Origin of the sequence: Prochlorococcus marinus CUG1415, assembly GCF_017696015.1 — a bacterium.
In the GTDB taxonomy this organism is placed as follows: domain Bacteria; phylum Cyanobacteriota; class Cyanobacteriia; order PCC-6307; family Cyanobiaceae; genus Prochlorococcus_A; species Prochlorococcus_A marinus_AE.
Genome location: NZ_JAAORL010000001.1, coordinates 722,989 through 741,284, shown reverse-complemented (window position 1 = coordinate 741,284; position 18,296 = coordinate 722,989). Strand labels below are relative to the sequence as shown.

14 protein-coding genes are annotated in these 18,296 nt (G+C 32.2%); 3 read left to right on the top strand and 11 right to left on the bottom strand.

What is annotated here, in order from left to right; all coding sequences use genetic code 11:
• Positions 1 to 15: 15 nt before the first annotated feature.
• From HA143_RS04200 to glpX, 3 genes are all read right to left on the bottom strand, one after another.
• Positions 16 to 1,311: a glucose-1-phosphate adenylyltransferase gene (locus tag HA143_RS04200; protein ID WP_209083376.1), complete on the bottom strand. Its 1,296-nt coding sequence runs from the start codon at positions 1,309 to 1,311 to the stop codon at positions 16 to 18.
• 129 nt (positions 1,312 to 1,440) lie between these two features.
• Positions 1,441 to 2,751 carry a glutamyl-tRNA reductase gene (locus HA143_RS04195; RefSeq protein ID WP_209083375.1) on the bottom strand — a complete coding sequence of 437 codons (1,311 nt, stop codon included), beginning with the start codon at positions 2,749 to 2,751 and terminating at the stop codon, positions 1,441 to 1,443.
• An 18-nt stretch (positions 2,752 to 2,769) separates the two neighbouring features.
• Entirely contained in the window at positions 2,770 to 3,771 is a 1,002-nt protein-coding gene (glpX, locus tag HA143_RS04190; protein ID WP_209083374.1) for a class II fructose-bisphosphatase, read from the bottom strand.
• Positions 3,772 to 3,960: 189 nt separating this feature from the next.
• On the opposite strand from glpX, the gene rpe reads away from it, so the two are divergent.
• Positions 3,961 to 4,719, top strand: a complete 759-nt coding sequence (gene rpe, locus HA143_RS04185; RefSeq protein WP_209083373.1) for a ribulose-phosphate 3-epimerase — start codon at positions 3,961 to 3,963, stop codon at positions 4,717 to 4,719.
• A gap of 10 nt (positions 4,720 to 4,729) precedes the next feature.
• On the opposite strand, the gene ccsB is transcribed toward rpe, so the two are convergent.
• The 5 genes from ccsB to HA143_RS04160 all read right to left on the bottom strand — a co-directional run bounded on the left by ccsB (position 4,730) and on the right by HA143_RS04160 (position 9,615).
• Entirely contained in the window at positions 4,730 to 5,659 is a 930-nt protein-coding gene (ccsB, locus tag HA143_RS04180; protein WP_209083372.1) for a c-type cytochrome biogenesis protein CcsB, read from the bottom strand.
• Positions 5,660 to 5,772: 113 nt separating this feature from the next.
• Entirely contained in the window at positions 5,773 to 6,501 is a 729-nt protein-coding gene (gene lptB, locus HA143_RS04175) for an LPS export ABC transporter ATP-binding protein (protein WP_209083371.1), read from the bottom strand.
• 94 nt (positions 6,502 to 6,595) lie between these two features.
• Positions 6,596 to 6,964 (bottom strand): DUF309 domain-containing protein, encoded by a 369-nt coding sequence (locus HA143_RS04170; protein WP_209083370.1) that lies wholly within the window; start codon positions 6,962 to 6,964, stop codon positions 6,596 to 6,598.
• An 11-nt stretch (positions 6,965 to 6,975) separates the two neighbouring features.
• On the bottom strand, positions 6,976 to 8,772 hold the full coding sequence (typA, locus tag HA143_RS04165) for a translational GTPase TypA (protein WP_209083369.1): 1,797 nt from the start codon (positions 8,770 to 8,772) through the stop codon (positions 6,976 to 6,978).
• Between the two features lie 129 nt (positions 8,773 to 8,901).
• Positions 8,902 to 9,615 (bottom strand): M15 family metallopeptidase, encoded by a 714-nt coding sequence (locus HA143_RS04160; protein WP_209083368.1) that lies wholly within the window; start codon positions 9,613 to 9,615, stop codon positions 8,902 to 8,904.
• Between the two features lie 116 nt (positions 9,616 to 9,731).
• On the opposite strand from HA143_RS04160, the gene chlP reads away from it, so the two are divergent.
• A complete protein-coding gene (gene chlP, locus HA143_RS04155) occupies positions 9,732 to 11,072 on the top strand; it encodes a geranylgeranyl reductase (protein ID WP_209083367.1) in 1,341 nt (446 codons plus the stop codon).
• On the opposite strand, the gene glyS is transcribed toward chlP, so the two are convergent.
• The gene (glyS, locus tag HA143_RS04150) at positions 11,053 to 13,215 is read right to left on the bottom strand and encodes a glycine--tRNA ligase subunit beta (RefSeq protein WP_209083366.1); all 2,163 of its coding nucleotides are present in this window, start codon (positions 13,213 to 13,215) and stop codon (positions 11,053 to 11,055) included. The two genes, chlP and glyS, sit on opposite strands and share 20 nt — an antisense overlap.
• An 87-nt stretch (positions 13,216 to 13,302) precedes the next feature.
• On the opposite strand from glyS, the gene HA143_RS04145 reads away from it, so the two are divergent.
• On the top strand, positions 13,303 to 15,090 hold the full coding sequence (locus tag HA143_RS04145) for an NADPH-dependent assimilatory sulfite reductase hemoprotein subunit (RefSeq protein WP_209083365.1): 1,788 nt from the start codon (positions 13,303 to 13,305) through the stop codon (positions 15,088 to 15,090).
• Between the two features lie 3 nt (positions 15,091 to 15,093).
• On the opposite strand, the gene HA143_RS04140 is transcribed toward HA143_RS04145, so the two are convergent.
• Both HA143_RS04140 and recG read right to left on the bottom strand, forming a co-directional pair.
• On the bottom strand, positions 15,094 to 15,777 hold the full coding sequence (locus tag HA143_RS04140; protein ID WP_209083364.1) for a M15 family metallopeptidase: 684 nt from the start codon (positions 15,775 to 15,777) through the stop codon (positions 15,094 to 15,096).
• Positions 15,778 to 15,834: 57 nt separating this feature from the next.
• The gene (gene recG / locus HA143_RS04135) at positions 15,835 to 18,288 is read right to left on the bottom strand and encodes an ATP-dependent DNA helicase RecG (RefSeq protein WP_209083363.1); all 2,454 of its coding nucleotides are present in this window, start codon (positions 18,286 to 18,288) and stop codon (positions 15,835 to 15,837) included.
• Between the last annotated feature and the right edge of the window lie 8 nt (positions 18,289 to 18,296).

The following is an 18,296-nucleotide window of genomic DNA, read 5'->3' as shown; positions in this document are numbered from 1 at the left end:
AATGATCGAAAAGATTTAAATAACAGTTCCGTTTGCGATAGTTGCATTTTTAACTACTACAACAATTCCATTTCTTATATAGAAGCCCAATTCTGGCTTATCTGCTTCTTCTACTCGATCTTTATTAATGATTACGACATTATCACCAATCCTTGTATTCTTATCAAGAATTGCTCTTTTTACAGTAGTTCCTTCACCTACACCAAGGGGTGTTCCACCTCCTTTTCTTAATTCAATCCTCTCTTCAGGCGATTCAAAGAAATCTGCTCCCATAACTAGAGTATCCTCAAGAACAGAATCACTCTCGATCCTACTTCTTACACCTAAAACACAATGCAAAATACTGCATGACTTCAAGATGGTACCTTCACAGACTATTGAATCAGTAATTTGAGCATCTACAAGTTTAGAAGGGGGGAGAAACCTAGGTCTTGTATAAATTGGAAATTTTTCATCATAAAAACTGAATGGAGGTTTTGGTTGCTCAGTCAATGCAAGGTTTGACTCAAAGAATGCACCAATTGTTCCTATATCTTCCCAATAATCATCGAATACATAACTTTTAAGAGTATCGCCCCTATTAAGTGCTTCAGGAATTATGTCCTTACCAAAATCCGTATAACTAGGAAATTTATTTAGAAGATCGAAAAGAGTATTTCTGCTAAAAACATAAATACCCATGGAGGCTAGATAAGGTTTTTCGGCTGCTGAATCCTTACTTAATCCAAATTTTGAAGTATCTACTGCCATTGCCTTCAACGTCTCTCCAGTAGGCTTTTCACTGAATTCTTTTATATTTCCTAAGTCATCTGTTCTCATAAGGCCAAAACCTTCTGCTTGGGCTTCATCAACAGGTAAAGCTGCGACAGTTAAATCAGCTCCATTATCTCTATGATGTTGAACAAATAAACTGTAGTCCATTCTATACAGTTGATCACCAGACAATATTAAATACTCGTCAACATCCCATTCTTGAAATAACCATTGATATTTTCTTACAGCATCAGCAGTACCTTCAAACCACTTTGGGCTATCAGGAGTCTGTTGTGCGGCTAAAACCTCCACAAAACCCTGACCAAAAGGTCCATTTAAATTATAGGTTCTTCCTATATGTCTATTTAGAGATGCACTATTGAACTGAGTCAATACGTACATTTTTTCAATACCTGAATTAATACAATTACTGATTGGAATATCTATTAAACGATACTTACCTGCTAATGGAACAGCAGGTTTTGCCCTCATTTTTGTTAAAGGGTAAAGTCTAGAACCTTTTCCTCCTCCGAGGATGATGGCCAACACACGCTTCATTCAATCTAATGGAGGTAGAGATACAACTATTTAAAGTAACTGATTATGGGCAGATTTAGTAATAGTAATGGTCAGTTTATAAAGGTATTTCGATAAATTACTAGAAAAACTTAATATAAAAAAGAAAATTCAGCTATTTTCATCCTCTTCTACCAAAGAAAATAATTTTTCAACGATTTTTAAAGATGCCTGTCTTTCTTCCCTTGATTGGGGACTTCTCAACTTGGTAACAGGTGTGTGAAGTATTTTATTGATAATTCCTTTAGTTAAAGCTTCCACAACTTTTCTTTCTCGAGCAGAAAAATCTGGTCCCATCCTACTTAGTGCTTTTTGCAATTCCTCTTTTCTAATTAATTCCAAATCTGATCTAAGTTTATTAATTACCGGAACCGCCTCTAAACTTGCCCACCATTCTAGAAAAATGATTCTTTCTTCTTCCACTAAAGATTCTGCTTCCTTTGCAATTTTCTGTCTAAATTCTTGATTCCTTGAAACGACCTCTTGTAAGTCATCTACATCAAATGTTTTTACAAATTCATGATGTTTAACATCATTAGATATATTTCTCGGCACACCAATATCAATAAATTTAAGTTTATTGCTCAAACTTAATTTTTCAATTTTAGCGAGATCAATTATTGGTTTTTCGCAAGCTGTACTAGTGAAAATAAGAGAAGATATTGATATATTTTCATCTAATTCGTTTAACCCTTTACAAACAATCTCTAAGTCGGGAAAGTCCGCAGCAAGATTAAATGCTCTATCAATATTTCTATTGATAAGAATAAGTTTATGGCATCCTTTTGATTTTAAATGAGTTATTAAAAGCCTACTCATTCGTCCAGCCCCAACCACAAGAACCTTCTCAGATTCCAAGCTTACAAGAGTATCAAAACCCTTTTCTTGTCCAATTTTTAATTGGGCAAGTTCTACCGCTGCTGAACTTATTGATACAGCTCCAGTTCCTAAATTTGTTTCGGATCTAACTTTTTTACCTGTACTAACTGATTGAGTTAATAATCTATTGAGAATAGGCCCAGTAGATTGATTCTCTTGACCTAATCTCATCATTTTTTTTACCTGCGAAAGAATTTGTCCTTCGCCTAAAACGAGACTATCTAGTCCTGCCGATACTTTCATCAAATGCGAAACTGCTTCTTCTTGTCTAAAGCAAAAAAGATGTGGATTTAAATCTTCAAAAATAATTCCAGAATAATCTGATATAAATTCTTTAATAGATGAAATACCAGTATTTTTATCCTTTACTAGAGCATATATTTCTAGCCTATTACAAGTACTTAAAATTGACACCTCTAACACCTCAGAGAAAGCTTTTAATGCTTTCAATGATTCTGTTATGGATTGGTCAGGAATACTTAACTTCTCACGCACTTCGACAGGTGCCGTGCGATGACTTAGTCCGACGACAACAATATGCATAAAATCAAAAGTGAATTTTTAAAGACTGATATTCTTAGCACCATCTTTTATATGGACAGTATTTGTGAATCTTGCAGTGCTATCTAATGTACTAATTACTAGACTGCTTGTTCTAACACAATCCCTTTCAAATTTAACTCCGTCAAATAATAATCCATCAGTTATTCCACTTCCAGCGAACACAACATTTTCTCCCGATGCCAATTCATTAGCTTCATAAATTTTATCTATATCGGTTATGCCCATTTCATTTAGACGTTTTATATTTCCTTCTTTTGTATAATCAGCCCATTCAGAAGTTTGAGCAATTGCTGGATCATAAATTAGTTGTCCTTGAAAGTGTCCTCCTAGAGCTCTCATTGCAGCAGCTGAAATAACACCTTCTGGAGCTGCACCTATACCCATCAAGCAATGTGTCCCAGTCCCAGCAAAACCACATGCAATCGCAGCTTGAACATCACCATCAGAAATAGGTTGTACTTTTGCTCCACATCCTCGAATCTCTTTAATTAAATCTTTATGCCTAGTTCTATCCATTACAACAATAGTAAGTTCATCAATAGAAAGATCCAAACAATCACTAAGAATCTTTAAGTTTTCAGTAGCCGAATTTCTAATATCTACTTTCCCTTTAGCAGCAGGAGGAGCTGCTAATTTGTTCATGTAAAAATCAGGAGCATTAAAAAGACCGCCTGTATCAGAGGCTGCCAAAACCGCCATAGAACCTCTTTGATTATTCGCACAAAGATTAGTTCCTTCACAAGGATCTACTGCGAAGTCAACCCCTGGTCCACTTCCACTACCTACCTCTTCTCCTATATAAAGCATAGGTGCTTCATCTCTTTCACCTTCTCCAATAACAATTTTCCCTTTCATTTCAATTTTGCCCATTCGCAATCTCATTGCTTCGACAGCTGCGGCATCAGCTTCATCTTTTTGACCAAGTCCTGTTAGTTTTGCTGAGGCAATTGCTGCTTGCTCGACAACTTCGAGAATTTCTTGAATTAATGTTTGATTCACAATTAAATTTTTGAGGATTTTCTAAAAGGTTTTGAGTATGATCTCATAAAAAATGTCATTTTTTATGAGAATTATTATGCTAATTAAGCTTTTTTTAACTCTTTACAGCTGTTACTTTATCAGGCCGTGACTTGAAATTAGGAATAAACAACTAAATATAGTATCTTTATTAAATATTTTAAAAATTAAATGACTGAGTCAAAGCAAACAAATTTAGCTGGTGTTAATAGACCAATTCAAATAATTCCTTCTGTTTTACCAGCGGATTGGGCAAATATGGGGGCATGTGTGAAAGAGCTTGAGGAGGCTGGAGTAGATAGAATTCAATTTGATGTAATGGATGGGAATTTCGTGCCAAATCTTACATTTGGTCCTGAAATGATTTCTGCATGCAGGAAATATTGCAATGTACCTTTTGAAACTCAATTAATGGTGAGTCAATACAATTGTGAAACCATGCTGGAATCTTATGTAAACGCTACAAAAGGAGCAAATGGGGAACCAGGAGTAGTAATAGCTCATGCCGAAGCAAATATTCATTTGCATAGAGTTCTAGGAAGAATAAGAGACCTAGGAGGATCTCCTTCTGTTGCATTAAACCCTCATACTCCATTTGAAATGATTAAAAACATTATGGATATGGTTGATCATGTTTTGGTTATGACAGTTAATCCAGGCTTTGGAGGACAAGCTTATATACCAACAATGCTAAATAAAATCAGAAAAATAAGAAACTTTATTATCGAAAAAAACTTAAATGTGGACATAGAAGTTGATGGTGGCATAAAAGCAAATTGGACCATTTCACAATGTGCCGATGCTGGTGCTAATTGTTTTATTGCAGGCAGTGGAATGTTTGCTTATCCAACATTAAAAGAGGGATGTGATGACTTGAGAAAAGTTGCACAAGAAGCACAAAAAGGGAAGGTTCTTTCAGAACCGCAATGAGATTAACAAATTACCCAAATATCCATCCATAACTATGTAAACCTATTCCTAAGAAATTAACTCCTAAATAACAGACTAAAACCACTAGGAAGCCTGTAGTTGCCATTAATGCTGGTCTTCGTCCTTGCCAACCTTTACTTATTCTCATATGCAGATAAGCAGCATAAAACAACCATGAGATAAATGCCCACGTTTCTTTTGGATCCCAACTCCACCATGTGCCCCATGCCTCATTAGCCCAAACCGCACCTGAAATTAAACCGAGAGTCAAAAGAACAAAACCTATTAATATAGAACGATAACTTAATGTATCTAATTCTTCTGAATGAGAAAATTCAATAGAATCAACTAAATCATTTAAAGTATATTTATTAGAAATTTTGAACCCTCCTATACCTGTAGAACTACTTCTGATTTGAAGCGGTTTATTTTTATTAATGAACAAAACAGAAGCTGAAAGTAAAGAACCTATTATCAATGCCGCATAACTAAGCATTACGACACTAACATGCATCACTAACCAACTAGATCTTAAAGCTGGAACCAAGTTGGATGATAATTTCAAATCTTCTGGCAAAACAAAACAAGCAAAAGCAACAGTCAGCAACTGAATAGGTATAGCAATTGAGGGGATTATGGGAGATTGATATTCCCTCTCAATCAATAGTTGTCCTATTGAGATCCCCCAAGTAAGGAAATAAAGAGATTCATACAAATTGCTAATAGGAAAGTGTCCAGAAATTGACCACCTAAAAAGTAATTGTAATGTTATAAACAAATTCACTAGAATCGTAAGAAGTCTTACAGTAAAAGAAGACTTTTTTTTGAAAACTGCAATTAAAGATATTGGTAAATTAACTAATAAAATATAAAAGACTAAAATCCCTAGCAATGAAACCGGGTCATATATTAAATTTTTAAAAAGATTATCTATTATCATTTCTAGGAATTTATCAAGTTTTAATATTTAATGACATCCAAATAATAATTTAAATCATATTTATATGAGTAAATCTTTAATAAATAAGTTTTAATTTAATTTGCAAAAGGATTTCAAAGTTTAAAATTATCTCCCAAATAATACTTTTTGACTATTTGATTATCTGCTAATTCAATTGATGATCCGTAAGCCAAAATTTTTCCTTCACTTAATACATATGACTTATTGGTAATTAAAAGGGTTTCCCTCACATTATGGTCTGTAATAAGAATCCCTACCCCGTCACCACTTAATTTAAGAATTAGGTTCTTTAAATCATTAACAGCTAGAGGATCGATTCCAGCGAACGGTTCGTCTAGTAATAAATATTTAGGCCCTTTTCTACCTACAGTAAGAGCTCTCGCTATCTCACACCTCCTTCTCTCTCCACCTGAGAGTTGAAAACCATAGTTATCTACAAAATTATTCAAATTAAATTCATTAATTAATTGTTCTCTTCTATTTCTAATTGCCGCTCGACTATAAGATGAATTCTGCAAAGCCAAATCTATATTATCCTTAACGGTGAGATCTCTAAAAATACTCGCCTCCTGAGTTAAATAACCCAACCCAAGTCTTGATCTAATTGGGAGTGGAAAATTAGTTATATTTTTACCATTCATTATAATTTCACCTTTATCAGGTTTTATATTCCCAACTGCAAGATTAAAAGTGGTAGTTTTCCCTGCACCATTAGGTCCCATCAAACCTACAACTTCTCCTGGGTTTACAGTTATAGATACATCATTTACGATTAATCTTCCCTTAATTGAAAGGGATACATTTTGAATTTTTAAGTTCATCTTCTTTGAGATATATTAGTAATCTTATTTTCTTGAAAAAAAAATGAAATAGAAAACAATAATTTAATTAAACAGAAAGATCTATTCATTTTCATTAAAGAGGTTTCAAAAAAGGCTTATCATTCTCATTTAAAATCTCTTTGTATTGTAATTTCCTCAATAAATCTTCCAAACATCGGCAAAAGGATTCAAGATCAATACCTAAATTAATCGTGGTTCTGGTTTTAATTCTACCTAAACCTTCTCCAAGCAAAATAGTGGCCCCATTTAAATTACCCTTACTTAAGTGAAACTGCGAGACAGAAACTTGTAAGATACCCTGTATAACTTGTCTTTCATCACCATCAACAGAATTCCAAATTTCTTCAAAAGCATCATGGGCCTCATACCATTCATGATTGTTAAAAAGATTTAAAGCTATAAAAAGGGAATCTCTAAAACTTTTTGTACTTTCTTCATTCATGAAATTAATTATTAATATTTTTTCTTCTTATTTATTTTTCTCATTCGTATTGAATCCGGTGTCACCTCTAGCATTTCATCAGGACCAATATATTCAAGTGCTCGTTCGAGGGTAATATCAACAGGTGACTGCAAAGTATCAAGTTCTTCTGCCCCTGCAGACCTCATATTAGTCAACTGCTTAGTTTTACATATATTTAACTCAAGATCTTGAGGTCGATTATTCTCTCCAATTATCATTCCTTTATAAACTTTAACACCAGGTTTAATAAAATAGACCCCCCTATCTTCAGCATTCTTTAATGCATAAAATGTAGCCACTCCCTCCTCAAAAGCTATAAGGACTCCATTTCTCCTAGTTTCAAAATTTCCTGTTTTAGCTTTATATTCGTAAAAAGAGTGACTCATGATACCTTCACCTCGTGTTATACGAACAAATTCACCACGAAATCCAATTAGTCCTCTTGATGGGACAAGGAATTCTAATTGAGTTCTCCCATCTGAGCTTGTCTGCATATTTTTCATCTCTGCCTTTCTCGATCCAAGTTTCTCTATACATGAACCAACAGAAGCTTCAGGGACATCTAAAACCAAAGTCTCTATAGGCTCACATTGAACATTATCAATTTCTCTAAAAATTACCTGAGGTTGTGAGATTTGAAATTCAAACCCCTCTCTTCTCATGGTTTCAATCAAAATCCCTAGATGCAATTCTCCTCTCCCTGAAACTGAGAACCTGTCCGGAGAATCAGTTTCTTCCACCCTTAAGGCAACATTTGTTAAAAGTTCCCTCTCCAATCTATTTTTTAATTGTCTACTAGTAACGAATTTCCCTTCTTTCCCTGCAAAAGGGGAATCATTGACAACAAAAGTCATATTTAAGGTAGGTTCATCAACTTTGATTAATGGAAGAGGGTGAGGAGAATCGGGACATGCTATGGTCTCGCCAATATTAACGTCATCAAAACCAGCAACAGCAACAATATCACCTGCAAATGCTTCATTTATATCTATTCTTTGTAATCCTTCAAATCCTAATAATTTACTAACCTTACCTTTAATAGTTTTTCCATTTTCTTTAATTAAACTAGCTTGTTGACCATTTTTTACAGTTCCATTATGAATTTTTCCAATTACAATTCTCCCTAAGAAATCAGAATAGTCCAAAGTAGTTATTTGTAGCTGAAGAGGCTTATTTGAGTCGCCTACTGGAGGTGGAACGTGTCTGATAATAGCTTCAAAAAGAGGCATCATATTGTCACTATTAGATTCCATTTCTTCTTTTGCGAAACCAGATAGGCCGCTTCCAAAAAGATAAGGGAAATCACATTGATCATCATCAGCTCCTAATTCTAAGAACAAATCAAGAACCTTATCAATCGCTATTTCTGGTACTACTCTTGGTCTATCAATTTTATTTACAAAGACTATAGGTCTAAGTCCTTTTTCTAATGCTTTTTTTAAAACAAATCTTGTTTGAGGCATCGGTCCCTCATTTGCATCAACAATTAGCAAACAACCATCAACCATTCCCAAAACCCTTTCGACTTCTCCCCCAAAATCTGCATGTCCTGGTGTATCTATAATATTAATTCTGGTGTCTTTATAGTTAACTGCTGTATTTTTTGAGAGTATTGTTATTCCTCTTTCTCTTTCAAGATCATTTGAATCCATTACACATGTAGGAATAACCTCATTGTCTCTAAATATTCCCGATTGAGATAACAATGCATCCACAAGAGTTGTCTTCCCATGATCTACATGGGCAATAATTGCAACATTCCTAATTTCTTTTATTGAAGATGACATTTATAAAATTTATATAAATAATAGATTGACTAAATTAAGGCTAACTCAAAGAATGCTTATTATGAGAATTTTCTCTTGAAGACTTTGAAAAAAATAATCATATTGATTAATATTATAGATTAATTAAAATTATAATTCTCTATTTGAAGTTTCAAAAATTTTTAAAGCTTCAATTGAGCCTTCATACCTCCAATGCCAGGGTTCGTAATCTATATATTTATTATTTTTGTTGAACGACAGCTTAAAATGATACTTTGCTGCATTCTTTATTAACCATCTAAAGGCATCAGTATTTTCGAATTCGATCTCAAAGTCTGTTTCTCTTTGAGTACCATCACCAATATCAATTGCAAAACCAGTACTATGCTCAGAATATCCAGGCGGAGCTGAAACTCTTGCTCTCTCTGACGCTTCTTGATTTCTAATAGATTTTAAAGAATAAAAAATATCGTTTTGCAAATTTATTGATCTAAAACCGCTCAAGAAGACCAAATATATCCCATCCTTTATCGCCTCTTCTCTCATTTTCAATAGAGAATCACGCATATCAATATGAACTTCAATATTTGGCTCAATTAAAGCTAGTTTATTCTTGGGAATTTCGTTATAGGGTAGATGGCCCAAAATCCTATGATCGTGATTTCTCTCAGCCTGAACATTACGATTATTAAGAGGCTCTAGTTCTATATTCCTAATCATTCTAAATCCAGTGATAGAAAAGAGAATGAAAAGGAATGGAGACAATATAAATAATTTTTTGAAAAATATTGAATTAGATTTATATAAGTAAGTTCTCTTGGCGAGCGGTATATCAAGTTGATTTATATCTTTGTTTTGTTCCAATATTTATTATGAGGTGAATTTGGAAAACATATTTCGATATTAACTATTATTTTAAGAAATGCACTTTTATAAGCAAAAAAGATGTAGGTTTAAATATAGTATTATTTTTTTTTCATATGTTGAGGGTCGCTGTTATTGGAGGGGGTCCAAGTGGTTCATGTGCTGCAGAAATACTTGCTAAATCTGGAATAAAAACTTGGCTCTTCGAGAGAAAATTAGACAATGCAAAACCCTGCGGAGGAGCTATTCCTCTTTGTATGGTAGAGGAATTTGATTTGCCAGAGTCGATTATTGATAGAAAAGTAAGGCATATGCGAATGATCTCTCCTTCAAATAGAGAAGTAGATATAAGTTTAGATAAGGTTTATGGCAAAAGTGATAATGAATTTATAGGAATGTGCAGAAGAGAAGTCATGGATGCTTTCATGCGCAACAGAGCCTCAGATCTTGGTGCCACATTAATAAATGGATTAGTTACTTCAATAGAGACTGGAAATAACAACCAAGGTCCATATAAACTTACATATTCTGATTATTCATCTGGAGATAAAAAAGGAGAACTGAAGGAACTGACAGTAGACCTTTTAATTGGTGCAGACGGAGCTAATAGTAGAGTTGCTAAAGCTATGGATGCAGGCGATTACAAAGTAGCTATAGCGTTTCAGGAAAGAATTAAATTACCCAAAGAAGAAATGAGCTACTATGAAGATCTTGCTGAAATGTATGTAGGCACTGACGTCTCTCCTGACTTTTATGGTTGGGTATTCCCTAAATATGATCATGTTGCCGTTGGAACAGGGACAATGCAGAAGAATCAATCCTTAATAAAGGGGCTTCAGGAAGGAGTAAGGAATAGAGCAAAAAAAAGGCTTGTAAATGGGGAGGTTATCAAAGTAGAGGCTCATCCTATTCCTGAGCATCCTAGGCCTAGAAGAGTTGTTGGGAGAATGGCTTTAGTAGGAGATGCTGCTGGTTATGTTACTAAGAGTTCTGGAGAGGGAATATATTTTGCTGCAAAAAGTGGAAGAATGTGTGCAGAAGAAATTGTTGAAGCTTCAAAAAATGGAGAAATTATACCTTCAGAAAATGATTTAAAAAATTACTTAAAAAAATGGGATAAAAAGTATGGAGCCACATATAAGGTTCTAGAAATTCTACAAAACATATTTTATAGGAACGATTCTGCTAGAGAAGCTTTTGTAGAAATGTGTGATGATATGGACGTTCAAAGACTCACTTTTGATAGTTATTTATATAAAAAAGTTGTTGCAATGAAACCAATACAGCAAATTAAACTTACTTTGCTTACTCTTGGATCAATTTTAAGAGGTAAAGCACTTGCCCCATTAAACTACAAACCTGTTGATAGTGCTGTGAGAGAAGAGAAAGAAGTTGAAAAAATGCTTGAAAAATACTCAATTAAGGGTGGGATTAAAGTTAAGAGTTCAAAAGTGTAAAGTCAGCGATCTTTAAAGAATAATTTCTAATTAGGCTCAATAAATTGAGTCTATTATTTCTGATGTTTATATCCTCTGACATTATCAGAACTCCCTTTTCATTATCAAATAAATCCTCAATAGTGTTTATATTAATCTCGAATAAATTTAGAAGTTTCAAATAATTGCAATGACCTTCTGAAAAAAGTTTTTCTAATTCTCTAATAAATTCAAATACTTTCAATTCACATTCTTTTTCAAAAAGTTTAGTGTTTACGTAATCTCCTGTTGAAAGAACTTCTGTAGATAGATTACTGTTATTAGCTAATTTGCTTGCCCTGTTAATTACCTTCTGGATCACAAAAAAAGTTTCTTTTTCTTTAAAAGTGACAATAGATTTAATCCTATTCTTTAGATCAACAATATTCAATATTCTTTTTTGAGACAATTGATCGGAGGAGCAAACGGCCTTTATTAATTCTTTACTAAGTGATAATTCTTCGAGATGACTAACAATTCTTTGAACTAAGAATTCATTTAAATCATTTAAAACTTTCTCTTTTGAGAAGTTCAAATTAGGGAATCCGATTTCCCAAAATTCAATAAGTTCGTTAAACAAATTAACTAAAGGCAAATCAAATTCATAATCCCAAATTATTTTAATCACTCCATTCAAATTTCTTCTCAAAGCATATGGATCAGAAGATCCACTTGGGCGCTTCCCAGAAATAAATATACTTATTAAAGTTTCAATCTTATCTGAGATAGAAACTATTGCACCATATTTAGTAGAGGGCAAAGCATCTTTATAAAAAGAAGGTAAATAATGTTCAGCTACAGCCAAACAAACATCCTCACTAAATCCTTCATTCTTGAGATATTTACCACCCATTATTCCTTGCAAATCTGGGAATTCATAAACAATTTCGCTACACAAGTCGTTTTTACAGTATCTAGCCGCTTCTATTATTTTGTTATTTTCTAAAGACTTATCATTTAAAAATAGAAGAACTTTTTTAGTAACTTCTTTAATTCTCTCTACTCTCTGAAAAACATCACCCAGTCCTTCCAAATAAGAAACAGATTTAAGTTTTTCATTTCTTTCAATTGAAGCAACTTTCTTATCACTTTCTACAAAAAACTTTGCATCTGAAAACCTTGCTCTCAAAACTTTCTCATTACCCTTAGCAATATTATTATTTGATTCTTTAAGTCCATTTGAAATAACGAAAAAATTTGTACTAATGATTTTTTCAGAGCTTAAATCTAGTTTAGAAAAAGTATTATTTGTTAATAAAAGAGGAACATATCTCTGATGACATTTCATTACCTTTGAAAGAACCTCAACAGGCAGATCAAGAAATTCCTCACTAAATTTACCAATGATTAATTCTGGCCATTCAACTAAATCAGTTAATTCATTAAGCAATCCTTCAGATAAGTCAGGATTTAGATTTAGTGATTTAGATTCCTGATTTATAAGACTTTCAATTTTTTCTTTTCTTGCGTTTCGCTCAACTAATACCCTATTTTGTTTCATTAATTCAAAAAAATTATCAGGATTCTGAACTTCAAAAACTTTATTTAAGAGTCTATGGCTTTTTGATTTATTACTTATTTGGAAATTTGGATCACATTCATCAAATGAAAAATCAAGAATTTCATCATTGTAAAGAGAGGTAATCCACCTAATAGGTCTAGAAAATTTTATGTTCCCAGTACCCCATTTCATAAATCGAGGGCCTTGAAGACTATTCACTAATTTAGGAATAATTGAAGACAACGAAATTCTTGTTGATTGTCCCTTCTCAATTCTCTTTCCAAAAACAAAATCACCCTTTTCTGTATTTTTTATTTCTAGCTCACCTACATCTACACCTAGACTATTCGCAAAGCCCAAAGCAGCATTAGTAGGAGACCCATTCAAAAAAGCTGAATTTGCTTTAGGTCCTTTTCTCAATATAGTTTTGTCTTCTGCGTAATCGATTAAGCCTTCTACAAATAGAACTATCCTCCTTGGTGTAGAGGTAACAAGAATATTGTTATATTTAATAAGTTTTTTTTTCAATTCAAATTCTATTAGAGAATTAAATTGATCAAGAACAGATTGAGAAAATTCTGCTGGCAACTCTTCGGTTCCTATCTCAAGTAAATATTTAGACAAGAAAATAATATGATTTCTTTTACTATAATTTACTACCGGTTAAATAAGCTTTTCGCTAATGTATAAAAAGAGATATGTTTTGGTCCTTTGATCAAGGTTGAGAAAGTAAAAAAGAAAAAAGATTCTGCCAAAGAAGAAACTGTTTGCTTAGCAAATGGATTAGAAGTATCTAAATTTGAAAATTTCAAAAAAAGTAGCCACTTTCTTAGGGAGCCCCTTGCTACTGAATTAATTAATGATAGTGATCATTTTACTAATGATGCAGTTCAATTATTAAAATTTCATGGTAGCTATCAACAAGATAACAGGGAGAATAGAAAACCTGGGAAAAGTAAAGATTGGCAAATGATGCTTAGGTTAAGAAGTCCAGGAGGGGAAATTCCTGGGAAATTATTTTTAGCATTAGATGAATTATCTGACAAACTAGGTAATGGATCATTAAGAGCAACTACAAGACAAGCCTTTCAAATGCATGGCATTAGAAAGGAGAATCTAAAGGAAGTAATTAAAACAATTGTAAATTCAATGGGCTCAACATTAGCTGCATGTGGAGACATAAATAGAAACGTAATGGCCCCAGCGGCTCCATTTAATTCTCAGGATTACAATATTGCAAGAGCATTGGCTAAAAAAGTTGCAGACCTTCTTACCCCAATAGCTGGTCAAGGTACTTTTTTAGAGCTTTGGGCTGATGGGGATTTAGAATACACCATAAAGCCTGACAATGATATTGAAACTATTAGGAGACTACAATTCAAAGATAATGTTTTTAGTGGAATAAAAGATGAACCTCTCTATGGTTCATCTTATTTACCCAGGAAATTTAAATGCGCTGTTACAGTTCCTGGAGATAATTCTGTTGATCTTCTTACTAATGACATAGGATTAGTTGCTTTTACTTCTAAAGATGGAAAATTGGAGGGCTGCAACTTCTATGTTGGAGGTGGGATGGGTAGAACACATAATAATGAAGAAACTTTTGCCAGAATTGCAGATCCGCTTGGATATGTTGAAGAACAAGATATTTATGAATTAATACAAAGTATTGTGGCTATTCAAAGAGATTATGGTGATAGAAAATCAAGGAAAAATTCAAGAATGAAATACCTTCTCCACAGAAAAGGTATTAAATGGTTCAAAAAGTTACTTCTAGAGAAGTACTTCAAAAAAGAAATTAAAAAAATCAGAAAAGAACCCAAAAAAGTTCTTATTGATTATCTAGGTTGGCATAAACAAAATAATACCTCTTATTTCGTAGGATTACCTTTATTATCAGGGAGATTATTCGGAGAGAAGAAGAATACCATTACTAGTATCGTAAAAAAATATAATCTTGATTTAAGACTTACACCTAATCAAGATATTTTACTTTGTAATATCGCTAATAAAAACAAAAGTGCAATTAAAAAAGCTCTATCAAAAATTGGATACGACAATTTAGATGAAATTAATGAAATACAACGGCACGCTTTGGCATGCCCAGCTTTACCACTTTGTGGTCTTGCGATGACTGAAGCAGAAAGAATTTTACCGGATGTACTTAAAAGGATTGAAAAGTTACTATTAGATTTAAAAATAGAAAAAACAATTTTATTTAGAATGACAGGTTGTCCGAATGGATGTACAAGACCTTACATGGCAGAATTGGCACTTGTAGGGAGTGGACAAAATAAATACCAATTATGGTTAGGGGGTAGTAAAAATCTACAAAGGTTAGCCAAACCATTCTTACAAAAAATGGAACTAAACGATTTAGAAAAAACTCTTCAACCACTATTTGATTATTGGAAAAGCAGTTCAGATTCAGATTTTGGAGATTTTATAAATACGCAAGATGAAAGTTCTATTATGAATTTACTAAATAAAATTCAATAAAATTTAGATTTTTCCATAGAGGGCATTTTCTTTTTTGTTTTTCCAAGCCCATAATTGATCACCATAACTAAAATGCCACCATTCATTTGGATGTTGAGTGAAGCCAAATTTAGACATAATTTCTCTTAATAAATTTCTTCTACTATTCCAAATAATTGCTTCTTCACTATTAACTTTTTCATAAAAATTAGGAATTGAAGAATTATCCATTTGATCAACTTGGCTTCCCATTTCAACAAGATTTCCGTATTTATCTGATAAACAAACATCCAATGCTCCACCAGTTGAATGAGGAGGAGGACAATTAGAGTCGAAAGAAGGATATGCCCAAAATTTTTCAACTTTTTTTAAAATATATGGATAAGATTTCATATTTTCTATAGAAACATCAATATCCAATTTTTCACACTCTAAAGAAAAGGCTCTTTTAAACATAAATTCTTGTACTTCTAAAGGTCGCCAACCGTCATAAATTAAAAGGTAAAAACTATTCTTAGATATCAAATAATCATTTACTTTTACTAATCTATTTACGACCTCCTTTCTTAATTTCCAAAGAGCAGTTTTATCTTTATATGGTGCTCCTAAATTAAAGTAAGGGTGGGGATCAAAAAAATTGAAGTAGCTAGGTATAGATATTAATTTATCTCCATTCTCTTCAATTGGTATTTTATTCCAAATTTTCAATTAAAATTTGTAATTAATTTATATTTGCATATATTAAAAAAATGACAATAATATTTTTCAATTCAAGAAATCATGAATGAATTTATTATCAGAATTATCAATTAATATATTCCTTAAAACTATATTTTCTTTTAAATCAGGATCATTATTAATAACCCTAATAGCCTCTTCTCTTGCCTTTTCAATTAGGAATTTATTGTTAGGTAAATTGTCCAATACAAAATCAGGTAATCCAGATTGTCTATATCCTAAAATCTGACCTGGGCCTCTAAGCTCCAAGTCTTTCTCGGCGATATAAAAACCATCATTAGATGTTTGCAAAACACATAATCGCTTATTTTCTAATCCATTTTTATCCGAGGTTACTAGATAACAAAAAGACTTGGTTGATCCCCTACCAACTCTTCCCCTTAATTGATGTAGTTGAGACAATCCAAATCTTTCCGAGTTATAAATAATCATAATAGTGGCATTAGGCACATCAATCCCAACCTCAATTACTGTAGTTGAAACCAATATATTAATTTCATTTTTTAAAAAAGAATTAATCACTTCGTTCTTTTCTTGTGAATTTAATTTCCCATGTAATAATCCAACTTTTTTCTTAAAAAAAACCTCTTCTGATAAATGTTTAAATGTTTTCTTTGCAGACCTTAAATTCATTTTTTCTGAATCTTCTATCAGTGGCAAAATTACATAAGCTTGCCTTCCCTTAGTGATCTCATCTTCAACAATCTTGAACAAACTAGTCAAATCATCTTCTGAAATTATTTTTGTAGTTATAGGAATTCTTCCAGGAGGAAGTTCTGTAATTTGACTAACATCTAAATCTCCATAAATAGAAAGCGCAAGAGTTCTTGGAATTGGAGTTGCTGTCATTGATAACAAGTTAGTATTCTCGCCTTTTTTTAGCAATCTATTTCTTTGAGTCACGCCAAACCTATGTTGTTCATCAATTACTACCATCCCTAATGAATTAAAGATGACTTTATCTTCAAATAATGCATGAGTACCTACAAGGATATCAACTAGTCCATTGTTCAAATTAGAGAGAATTTCTTTTCTCTTTTTTTGAGGAGTATTCCCTGTAAGAAGCTCAATAGACACTAAAAGTGGGTTCAAATACTTTAATAAATTTTTATAATGTTGTTCTGCCAATACTTCAGTAGGGGCCATAAAAGCACCTTGTAAATTTTTTTCAATAACAATTAAAAGAGATGCTATTGCAATAATAGTTTTACCACTTCCCACATCTCCCTGAAGCAGTCTCGACATTGGAACGGGATTAGCTAAATCATTCTTGATTTCATTTAAAACTTTGACTTGAGATTTTGTTAATTCAAAAGGGAAAGTATTTAAAAATTCTTTTAGTAAAGATTTTTTTTGAGGAAATTGTTTGGCAACTATATTTTTTTTCGTCTTTCTTTTTCTAAGTAGGAACTTTAGTTGCAGAAGGAACAACTCATCAAAAACCAAACGTTTTTTTGACTCAATAAGTGCCTTTTGAGTTGGTGGTAAATGAATATTGATCAAAGAATCTCCTTTAGATAATAAAGACAATGCATCAAGTTGCTTTTTATTTAAAATTTCAGGATATTGCTTTGCATAGATTAGTACCTTTTTCATGAGTTTTATAAAACTCATATTTGTTAATGCTTCAGCTAATGAATATAAGGGTAATATTTTTCCAGAGAAATTAAAATTATCATTATTATCCTTAAGAATCTCAATCTGGGGATCTACAAAAGTTTTGCCATACTCTGTCAATTTAACCTTGCCGGATATCGCTAATTTAGTACCCAAAGTATACAAAGATTTTTGAGAAGCGAAGAAGGAATAAGATCGGAATCGCCTTCCTAAAAAAAATTTTGTAACCTTTATAGAAGAAGTTTCATCAGAAACTACAATGTTCATTATTGATAAATTACTATTCTTTTTACTTTTATAAATATAAAATCTTTTAATATTAGCGATGCAAGTATATAAATTATCTGGTTTTAGATTTATTATCTTAACTCTGTTCGTATAGTCTAAATATGTTCGTGGGAAATAATTAATTAGGTCTTTTATATTAAAAACACCTAATTCATTAAGCTTATTTTTATAAACTTTGCCAACATTTTTTATTAAAGCTATATCTGAATCAAGAGATAAACTTGAATCAATTTTATTCAAAATAAATGTATTAGAAATATTATTAGAATTTTCTATTTCTAAAGTTTTACCAAGTTTATAAAGACTTTTTCTTGTATCTATAATTAATCTTTTTCTTTGATTAACTTCTAATTTATTATATTCAATATATTTTTTGGAAAATTCATTAAATATCCTCAGATATTCGTCTGAGAGATTTAGATTTTCTAGTTTTGTCAATGATTCATACAAATAATCATTAAAATATTTTGTCCTTCCTAATGTATTAATAAATTTACTTTCCGTTTCAATGGTTAGAGACTTCTGAAGAGGTCTTATCCAATCCTTAATTAATTTATTGTTCCCGCTACTAGTCACATCTGAAA

Coding starts and splice junctions, on each gene's coding strand:
- lptB (WP_209083371.1), bottom strand. CDS start 6,501: ATGAACTTAAAAATTCAAAATGTATCCCTTTCAATTAAGGGAAGATTA.
- chlP (WP_209083367.1), top strand. CDS start 9,732: ATGTTGAGGGTCGCTGTTATTGGAGGGGGTCCAAGTGGTTCATGTGCT.
- HA143_RS04200 (WP_209083376.1), bottom strand. CDS start 1,311: ATGAAGCGTGTGTTGGCCATCATCCTCGGAGGAGGAAAAGGTTCTAGA.
- ccsB (WP_209083372.1), bottom strand. CDS start 5,659: ATGATAATAGATAATCTTTTTAAAAATTTAATATATGACCCGGTTTCA.
- HA143_RS04195 (WP_209083375.1), bottom strand. CDS start 2,751: ATGCATATTGTTGTCGTCGGACTAAGTCATCGCACGGCACCTGTCGAA.
- rpe (WP_209083373.1), top strand. CDS start 3,961: ATGACTGAGTCAAAGCAAACAAATTTAGCTGGTGTTAATAGACCAATT.
- HA143_RS04170 (WP_209083370.1), bottom strand. CDS start 6,964: ATGAATGAAGAAAGTACAAAAAGTTTTAGAGATTCCCTTTTTATAGCT.
- typA (WP_209083369.1), bottom strand. CDS start 8,772: ATGTCATCTTCAATAAAAGAAATTAGGAATGTTGCAATTATTGCCCAT.